The 9130-nt window shown below is 38.9% G+C and carries 7 protein-coding genes; 3 read left to right on the top strand and 4 right to left on the bottom strand.

What is annotated here, in order from left to right; translation table 11 throughout:
- Positions 1 to 110 precede the first annotated feature (110 nt).
- From CHI06_RS28665 to CHI06_RS28655, 3 genes are all read left to right on the top strand, one after another.
- Positions 111 to 1388 carry an ATP-binding protein gene (locus CHI06_RS28665; protein ID WP_095252028.1) on the top strand — a complete coding sequence of 426 codons (1278 nt, stop codon included), beginning with the start codon at positions 111 to 113 and terminating at the stop codon, positions 1386 to 1388.
- A 6-nt stretch (positions 1389 to 1394) separates the two neighbouring features.
- On the top strand, positions 1395 to 2276 hold the full coding sequence (locus CHI06_RS28660; protein WP_095252027.1) for a response regulator: 882 nt from the start codon (positions 1395 to 1397) through the stop codon (positions 2274 to 2276).
- 190 nt (positions 2277 to 2466) lie between these two features.
- Positions 2467 to 3738 carry a cation:dicarboxylate symporter family transporter gene (locus tag CHI06_RS28655; protein WP_095252026.1) on the top strand — a complete coding sequence of 424 codons (1272 nt, stop codon included), beginning with the start codon at positions 2467 to 2469 and terminating at the stop codon, positions 3736 to 3738.
- A 69-nt stretch (positions 3739 to 3807) separates the two neighbouring features.
- On the opposite strand, the gene gnd is transcribed toward CHI06_RS28655, so the two are convergent.
- The 4 genes from gnd to CHI06_RS28635 all read right to left on the bottom strand — a co-directional run bounded on the left by gnd (position 3808) and on the right by CHI06_RS28635 (position 8932).
- Complete coding sequence (gene gnd, locus CHI06_RS28650) at positions 3808 to 5211, bottom strand: decarboxylating NADP(+)-dependent phosphogluconate dehydrogenase (protein WP_095252025.1); 1404 nt, start codon at positions 5209 to 5211, stop codon at positions 3808 to 3810.
- A 78-nt stretch (positions 5212 to 5289) separates the two neighbouring features.
- Positions 5290 to 6636 carry a GntP family permease gene (locus CHI06_RS28645; RefSeq protein ID WP_095252024.1) on the bottom strand — a complete coding sequence of 449 codons (1347 nt, stop codon included), beginning with the start codon at positions 6634 to 6636 and terminating at the stop codon, positions 5290 to 5292.
- Positions 6637 to 6660: 24 nt separating this feature from the next.
- Positions 6661 to 8202: a gluconokinase gene (gene gntK, locus CHI06_RS28640; protein WP_095252023.1), complete on the bottom strand. Its 1542-nt coding sequence runs from the start codon at positions 8200 to 8202 to the stop codon at positions 6661 to 6663.
- Positions 8195 to 8932, bottom strand: a complete 738-nt coding sequence (locus CHI06_RS28635) for a GntR family transcriptional regulator (protein WP_095252022.1) — start codon at positions 8930 to 8932, stop codon at positions 8195 to 8197. The genes gntK and CHI06_RS28635 overlap by 8 nt, the downstream gene beginning before the upstream one ends.
- Between the last annotated feature and the right edge of the window lie 198 nt (positions 8933 to 9130).

Raw genomic sequence — 9130 nt, 5'->3', positions numbered from 1 at the left:
GCCGGCCTTTTTTGGCCAGCAGAACCGTCCCCACGGTCAGCCCCTTGTCTAGCTTATCTTTTTTGTCTAGAATATTTATAGTAAACCATTATTCTTTAGAGGAGTCATAAATGTTTTCTTCCTATTCCTTTTTCAAGTTGTTTTTTACTAAGTCTAAATGGGTATCCTTACTGCTTACGGCTCTTTTAACAGCCCTCGCCAGTGAACTCAAAGTGACTCCTTTCAATGGAGAGGCTTTTCGTTTTGGATTAGGGAGTATTACTTTTTTTCTCATTATTCTTATTCATCCTCCCGCTTCATTGGTTCGAACGGGGATCTTCACGGGTTTGTTCGTGGTTTGTTTCCGTATTCTTGGGGAAATCATGGTGGAGCCAGACTATATCGTTGCAAGCATCAAGCATCATCTGCCGGCCTTTCTGTTTTACTTCCTATTTGGATTGGGTCTTAGCATCATTCAAATAGAGAAATACAAAACGTTTCCCCTTCTCCTAGGTTCTTTTGCTGCAGGTATCGAGTTTATCGGTAACGGCATAGAGCATATCATACGTGCCTTGTTTCAGACCCATGCAAATTTAGGCTATCAAGACTGGGCATTATTATTTGGAGTAGCCTTACTGCGAAGTTACTTTGTAGTGGGGATTTATAGCTCCATCACGGTTTCAGAACAAAAAAAGCGAATGCAAGAAATGCTTGAAGTTGGTTCGGGATTGTATTCGGAGACTCTCTATTTACAGAAATCACTGAATCATATCGAACAAATTACGGCATCCAGCCATGAATTATATCGGAAATTAAAGAAAAGTAATCAGCGTGAATTGAGTGGACAAGCCTTGCTCATCGCTCAAGAAATACATGAAGTGAAAAAAGATTCACAGCGAATTCTTTCAGGTCTATCGAAAATAACAATACAAAAAAGTAACGATGACCTTTTTCTATCTGATGTTTTAGGATTTGTGGTTTCAGCTAATGAAAAATATAGTGCCATGTTAGGGAAGAAGATTTTCATTCATTTGAAAATGACCACTGATTTTATTACGCATCAACAAATCCAACTTCTGGCATTATTGAATAATCTGACTGCGAATGCGGTTGAAGCCATACAAGAAAAGGGGAAAATTGATATTGAAATAAATGAGGAATTTGAGTTCATTTCTTTTATCATAAAAGATTCCGGAAATGGAATTCCTGAAAAGGATTTATCTATCATCTTTGAGCCGGGCTATACAACCAAATTCAATGATCATGGCGTTGCCGCAACAGGCATTGGTCTATCGCATGTCGATGAAATTGTACAAACACTTCATGGGCAAATAAAAGTAGAATCACAGACCGGGGAAGGGACTACCTTTCATATCATGCTGCCTACTGAAAACATTAGAAAGAGGTGAAGGAACATGCGCTATTTTATTGTAGATGATGATACAGCAAGTCGTAGAATGCTAGAGAAAATCATTTTAGAGGGCAGCCTTGGAGTAGTAGTTGGCGAAGCAGGATCTGGTGTTGATTCACTATCACCCGTCCTTTCGATCCATCCTGATGTGGTCTTAATCGACTTTTTAATGCCAAAACTGGACGGAATTGAAACGATTGAACACTTAAGGCAACAAGGATTTCAAGGACAATTTATCATGATTTCTCAAGTTGTCAATAAGGAAATGGTGGGGGAAGCCTATGAAAAGGGGATTGAATTCTTTATACATAAACCGATCAATCGGTTAGAAGTACAAAGCATTCTGAAAAAAACTTCAGAGCAATTTCGCCTAAAACAATCGTTAATGACCATTCGTGAATCGCTGGCATACGTGGAATCAGCAAAGTTTACCTCCAAACAAAAAAGTGTGAAGGAAATCGTCCATTCTATATTAAATGATATGGGGATTATTGGCGAAGCAGGCAGTGAGGATATGGTACTAATCATGGAATATTTACTATATCGTAAAGATTCCTCTGCATTATTGCCCCCTCTTAAGGAATTATACGAAGCGATTTGCAGTTCTAAAAAAGATATTAAAAAAGAAACGAAATCAATCGAACAGCGTATCCGCAGAGCTATTATGGCAGCACTTAACAACTTAGCTGCGTTAGGAACCTTCGATTATACCAACCCCAAATTTGAATATTATGCCCCCCGTTATTTCGATTTTCAAGAAATAAGGGTGCGAATGAAAGAAGTAGATTCAAATAATAATGTAACATCGAAGGTGAAAATTAATATAAAAAAGTTCCTCCAAGTTCTATACCTTGAAACGGTAGAAAAATATAATCAACCTTCATAAGAAAATTTTTCCCAACTCTTTAGAAAAGAGAAGGGATTTTTTTATCTGGAGATTAAAAAAAGATTACAAATCTATTCACTCATGTCGGATTCTGTAGGATTCAATAAGGTCCCCGTATTATTACTATACATTTTAGATTTACAGAAAATTAATGAAGCGCTTTCATAAGAAAATAAGGGGAGGTTATTTGATGAAAAAGATCAAGTTTGGTTTAGCTTATCAAATTCTTGTTGGGTTGGTTTTGGGGATTATTGTTGGGGCCATTTTTTACGGAAACCCTGCGGTTAGTACCTATTTACAGCCGGTCGGGGATATCTTTATCCGGTTGATAAAAATGATTGTCGTTCCAATCGTTATTTCCACGCTTATTATTGGGGTTGCAGGAACCGGGGATATGAAAAAGTTAGGGAAACTCGGTGGGAAAACCATTCTTTATTTTGAAATTGTTACAACGATCGCGATTATCGTAGGATTATTAGCAGCGAATATATTCAAGCCTGGAGTAGGTGTGGATATGTCTAAGCTGGCAAAAGGTGATATTCAAAAGTACGTTGATGCAACAAGTGAAGCAACCAGTCATAGTTTTGCTGATACCTTTGTCAATATTATTCCGAGTAATATCATCGATGCTTTAGCAAGAGGGGACATGCTTGCCATCATTTTCTTTGCCGTTATGTTTGGTTTAGGAATTGCTGCCATCGGTGAAAAAGGAAAACCGGTTCTGGCGTTCTTCCAAGGTACAGCAGATGCAATGTTTTGGGTAACAAATCAGATTATGAAATTTGCCCCATTTGGCGTATTTGCCTTAATAGGTGTAACAGTTTCAAAATTTGGTGTAGAGTCCTTAATTCCACTAGGTAAATTAGTGATTAGCGTTTATGGAACCATGATATTCTTTATCATTGTTATTTTAGGTGGCATTGCGAAGTTATGTGGAGCGAGTTTACTTCATCTTGTAAAGATTTTAAAAGACGAACTGATTTTGGCCTATTCTACAGCTAGTTCAGAAACCGTCTTGCCAAAAGTGATGGAAAAAATGGAGAAATACGGATGTCCAAAGGACGTTGTTTCCTTTGTCGTTCCTACAGGCTATTCCTTTAACTTAGATGGATCTACCCTGTATCAAGCACTAGCCGCTATTTTCATAGCGCAAATGTATGGAATCGATTTAAGTATTTCACAACAAATTTCCTTAATGTTAGTGTTGATGGTTACATCGAAGGGAATTGCAGGAGTACCAGGTGTTTCCTTTGTTGTGCTATTAGCTACATTAGGAACAGTAGGCATTCCACTAGAAGGACTAGCGTTTATCGCAGGTATCGATAGAATTCTAGATATGGCTCGTACCGTAGTTAACGTAATCGGAAACTCATTAGCAGCCATCGTCATGTCTAAATGGGAAGGCAGATTCGACTCGAAAAAAGGGAAGGAATATATCAATTCCATTCAGAAAGCTGCATAATAAATAATTGAGGGGACGGTTCTCCTGGTCTTTTGGACCAGGAGAACCGTCCCCTCGGTTTTTTTTTGTTTAATTCCAGTTTGTGTGAAAGACTCCAGCTAAATCGTTGCGTTCATAAGTATGTGCACCAAAATAGTCACGTTGTGCCTGTAAAAGGTTAGCATTAGTGATTCCTTTTCGATAACTATCAAAATAGGTAAGGGAAGCACTTAAACATGGGAACGAAATACCAGAATTAATCCCTTCACATACCACTTTTCGCAAGCCCATTTGGTAATCAATAACCTTTTCAGCAAAATATGGAGAGATTAATAGATTAGCCAGATTTGGTTCTGCTCGATAGGCTTCGCTTATTACATTTAAAAATTCTGCACGAATGATGCAGCCGCCACGGAAAATCAGCGCAATATCCTTCAACGGTAATTCCCAGCCGAAAAGTTCGGAAGTCATGTTATATTGGGTGAATCCTTGTGCGTAGGCACATACTTTCCCCATGTATAAGGCCTGTCTAATGTTGTCAATCCACTCATTTTTATCCAATTGTGGCTGTCCGTTCTTAGGGCCAGTTAGAATCGATTGGGCATGCACCCGTTCCTCTTTTAAAGCAGAGATGTATCTGGCAAATAATGACTCTGTAATAATCGATGCTGGGATGCCGTTATCGATGGCTTGGATACTGGTCCATTTACCAGTGCCTTTTTGGCCAGCTTTATCCAAAATCACATCAATGAGCGGTAAACCTGTAAATTCATCCTTTTTTCGTAAAATTTCTGCCGTAATTTCGATTAAATAACTTTTCAATTCACCTTGATTCCAGCTTTCAAAGATGTCGGCAATTTCATGAACGGATAAATGTAACCTTTCTCTTAAAAAAGTATAGGCTTCTGCAATTAATTGCATATCTGCATACTCAATTCCGTTATGTACCATTTTTACAAAGTGACCTGCACCTTTTGGACCCATATAAGCACAGCAAGGGGCATTGTCCACTTGGGCAGCTATTTTTGTAAGAATCGGTGCTGCTTTTTCATAAACGTCTTTATCACCGCCTGGCATAATCGATGGTCCTGTTAATGCACCCACCTCACCGCCGGAAATTCCAATCCCTAAATATCCGATTCCTTTAGACTTTAACTCATCGTATCTACGTTCCGTATCTTCATAATGGGAGTTACCGCCATCCATAATCACGTCGCTGTCTTCAAGATATGGTATTAATGAGCTAACCACAGAATCAATCGCCTTTCCCGCTGTAACCATAACAAATACTTTTCTCGGAGTCTCTAAAGACTGTACGAAATCCTGAATTTCGTAGTAAGGTGTAATCGACTGTCCTTCAAGTTTTTCCACAAGTTGGTCCGTTAAATCTCTCGTGTAATTATAGACAGCTACTTGTTCCCCTTTACTTGCCATGTTTAAAGCAATATTACTACCCATAACCCCTAAACCAATAACACCAATTGTATTCAACATCTATATCTACTCCTTTAATCTAAGATGAATAGGCAGTAAAATCCCTCTCAAAAAGAGGAGTTTTACTGCCCTGAATGATTATACAAATAAGCTTAATAATAGGATAAACACTAATCCAGCTACGGAAATAATCGTTTCAAGCAATGTCCATGTTGCGAATGTTTCTTTCATGCTTAAACCAAAATACTCTTTAAACATCCAGAAACCAGCATCGTTAACGTGTGAAGCGACTAAACTTCCTGCACCTGTTGCTAGTACAACTAAAGCAAGGTTAACATCCGTTTGTCCTAACATCGGAATAACTAAACCAGCTGTTGTCAAAGCCGCAACAGTGGCAGATCCTAATGCAATCCGTAAGATCGCAGCGATAATCCAAGCAAGCAAGATGGGGGATAATGAAGTTCCTTTGAATAATTCAGCAACATAGTCACCTACACCGCCAGTGATTAATACTTGTTTGAAGGCTCCGCCTCCACCAATAATTAAGAGCATCATTCCAATATGCAAGATTGCTTGTGTACAAGATTCCATAATATCTTTCATTGGAATCTTTCTTGCTAATCCCATTGAATAGACCGCAAATAATAAGGAAAGCAACATGGCAGTACCAGCATCACCAATAAAACGGATAGTTGCTAGTAAACCATTATCTTCAAAGCCAATTGTTTTTTGCAATAAAGTAATAATCGTAGCAATTGACATCAAAATAACAGGAAGTAAAGCGGTAAATACACTGATACCAAATCCAGGTGTCTCTTCAAGTTTAAATGTTTTTTGTTCACCTAAAGAGGCAATGCTGCCAGTTTTGGTAAAGGATGCAGGCACTAATTTTTTCGCTAATCTAGTAAATACAGGTCCAGCTAAAATAACGGTTGGAATCGCAATAATGAAACCGTAAAGTAAAACCTGACCAAGATCCGCGCCATATTCACCCGCAATAACAGTTGGTCCTGGGTGCGGCGGTAAGAAACCATGTGTCACGGATAATGCTGCTACCATTGGAATACCAAGGTATAGAATCGAAACTTTTAATTCTCTTGAAATCGCAAAGACGATTGGAATTAATAATACTAATCCTACTTCGAAAAATAGTGCAACACCGATAATGAATGAGGCTGCTACGACTGCCCATTGAATATTTTTTTCACCAAATTTGTGAACAAGGGTCATCGCAATTCTCTGCGCGCCGCCTGAATCTGCGATTAACTTACCCAACATCGCTCCAAGTCCAAAGATTAGCGCTAAGTGACCAAGAGTTCCGCCTAATCCTGCTTCAATGGTTTTAACGACTTCCGCTAGTGGTATTCCAAGTGCTAATGCAACACCGAACGATACAATGATTAATGAAACAAACGTGTTTAATTTTAAACCCATGATTAATATAAGTAATGCTACAATTCCAATTGCTACAATAACTAATGGCATTTTGTATATCCTCCAAGATTTAATCTAGTTGTGTTTTGTAAGCTTTCTTTGATAATTGGCTATCCGTGTATAATCTTCTTCTAATACTCTTGATAAGTGAATAAAGATCGGCAGCAATTGCCTGTATTCTTCTGTGGCTACTTCTTCAGGTGTATGTGTAAAGGTGCTGCCAACCATTTCAGAAACAACTTCAAAAGAATCGATTTTTCCAGTTGCATAGAGTCCTAAAATACAAGCACCCAGGCATGAACTTTCGTAGCTTTCAGGAACGACAACTTCTGATTCGAATATATCGGACATCATTTGCCGCCAAACCTCCGACCTTGCGAAGCCTCCCGTTGCTTGGATTCGGGTAACAGGAGCTTCCATGCATTCTGTTAATGCTAGAAAAACGGTGTATAAATTGTAAATAACACCTTCTAACGCTGCTCGAATCATATGTTCTTTCTTATGTGACAGAGTTAAACCGAAAAATGATCCACGCACGTCAGGATTCCATAACGGCGCGCGTTCACCTGCGAGGTAGGGATGGAATAACAATCCATCTGAGCCTGGCCTTACGCGTTCGGCAATCTTGGTTAATACTTCGTATGGATCAATTCCTAATCTTTTCGCCGTTTCTACTTCGGAAGAGGCAAATTCATCCCGAATCCAGCGAAGGACCATTCCACCATTGTTTACCGGACCGCCAATAACCCAATGCTTTTCGGTTAGGGCATAGCAGAATATTCTACCCTTGTCATCAGTCTGCGGCTTGTCAATAATTGTTCGAATCGCACCGCTTGTCCCAATGGTGACGGCAATCTCGCCTTTTTCAATCGCATTGACACCCAGATTGGAAAGGACTCCATCACTGGCACCAATGACAAAAGGAGTTTGTGGATCGATACCAATTTGTTTGGCTATGTCAGGATTACAGTTTCTGAATGTATTAGTCGTAGGAACGAGCTCAGATAATTGATCACGCGTAACACCGGCAATGTTTAATGCTTCTTCATCCCAATCCAAGTTTTTGAGATTCATCATACCCATGCATGATGCGAGGGAATGATCGACAACATATTGGTCAAAGAACTTTTTAAAAATAAATTCTTTAATTCCGATATATTTTTTCACTTTGTCAGCGATTTCAGGTCGGTCATTAACAATCCAAGCGATTTTCGTTAATGGCGACATGGGGTGAATCGGTGTTCCGGTTCGCTTATAGATTTCGTGCCCATTCAACTCATTCTTTATTTTATGAGCCCAAGCTTCACTGCGATTATCTGCCCATGTGATACAAGGCGTCAGCGGCTGGTCGTTTTCGTCCATCGCAATGACACTATGCATGGCGCTGCTAAATGAAATGAAAGCTGGTTTTTTATCAGAATGGCGTTTCGTAATATTTGTAATCGCTTGTAAAACAGCATGATATATCTCATTCGGATCTTGTTCGGCTGTAGACATATCCGGTGTGTAAAGTGGATACCCATGATTCTCTACCTGAATGACTTTGCCTTTTTCCGTAAATAGTACTGCTTTGGTACTTGTTGTACCGATATCTACACCTAACATGTAGCTAGTCATTTTTTTGCACAGCTCCTTTAGCCAGCATTTGTTGTGACATCCATAGGTCATCTACTGTTCCTTGAACTTGAACATCATCAAAGTTTAGATGTAAAGATTCAAGCATGAGCTCTCGATTCTTAGATTCTATCGCTTCTATATAAATCTCATGATTTCTTATAATTCTTGTAAAGTCCTCAAACTCTTCTTTTATACGTAAACGCATCGATAACAGAATTAAGCATTCCATAACAGGCTTTAAATTATTCCAAATCATCAGCATGTAGGAATGGTTAATAGACCGGATAATCGTTTCATGAAATAAGACGTCCTGCAGGGCAAATTCGTCAGCATCACGATATTTTATCGCAACTTTCATCATTTCTAGTATTTTACTAAGTTCTCTTGAGAGTTGAACTGTGTCCATCTTGATAATACGTTCAAACACAAATGTTTCAATTAGAAGCCGGACATCATATATCTCTTGTATTTCTTTTTCTGTTAAACCAATAACAATTGCACCCATTCTTTCTAATCGGATGAGATTTTCAGCTGCTAGGATTTTTAATGATTCACGAATAGGTGATCGGCTCACAGCAAAATCTGCAGCTAATTTATTTTCCGAGAGGATGGTGCCGCTTTCAATTGTGCCAGAAATGATACGCATTCTAAGTTCGCATGCTACACGCTCACCAGCGGAAGCTTTTGAAAGGCTCTTTTCGGGATATAAAAATTCCTTTGAATCTATCATAAGTTCACCTGCCTATTATAATACAAGAATACTTGTATACAAGTATTATAATAAGAATTTCAAAATATGCAAGCGTTTTTATGTAGGACGTGGGTGGGACGTGGGGACGGTTCTCCTGGTCTTATTCTTTGGTAATAGTTGCTTGGTAGGTGTCTCATCACTACCAAGTAAGTATTACCAAGTGAAAAAAACCATCAG

Source organism: Bacillus sp. 7884-1, from assembly GCF_002272245.1.
Lineage (GTDB): Bacteria > Bacillota > Bacilli > Bacillales > Cytobacillaceae > Neobacillus.
The sequence above is the reverse complement of the archived record's forward strand: the minus strand, read 5'-3'. Positions and strand labels throughout refer to the sequence as shown.

What these genes read in the sequence shown, in the direction of transcription:
- CHI06_RS28665 (WP_095252028.1), top strand. Translation starts at nt 111, where the DNA reads ATGTTTTCTTCCTATTCCTTTTTCAAGTTGTTTTTTACTAAGTCTAAA.
- CHI06_RS28660 (WP_095252027.1), top strand. Translation starts at nt 1,395, where the DNA reads ATGCGCTATTTTATTGTAGATGATGATACAGCAAGTCGTAGAATGCTA.
- CHI06_RS28655 (WP_095252026.1), top strand. Translation starts at nt 2,467, where the DNA reads ATGAAAAAGATCAAGTTTGGTTTAGCTTATCAAATTCTTGTTGGGTTG.
- gnd (WP_095252025.1), bottom strand. Translation starts at nt 5,211, where the DNA reads ATGTTGAATACAATTGGTGTTATTGGTTTAGGGGTTATGGGTAGTAAT.
- CHI06_RS28645 (WP_095252024.1), bottom strand. Translation starts at nt 6,636, where the DNA reads ATGCCATTAGTTATTGTAGCAATTGGAATTGTAGCATTACTTATATTA.
- gntK (WP_095252023.1), bottom strand. Translation starts at nt 8,202, where the DNA reads ATGACTAGCTACATGTTAGGTGTAGATATCGGTACAACAAGTACCAAA.
- CHI06_RS28635 (WP_095252022.1), bottom strand. Translation starts at nt 8,932, where the DNA reads ATGATAGATTCAAAGGAATTTTTATATCCCGAAAAGAGCCTTTCAAAA.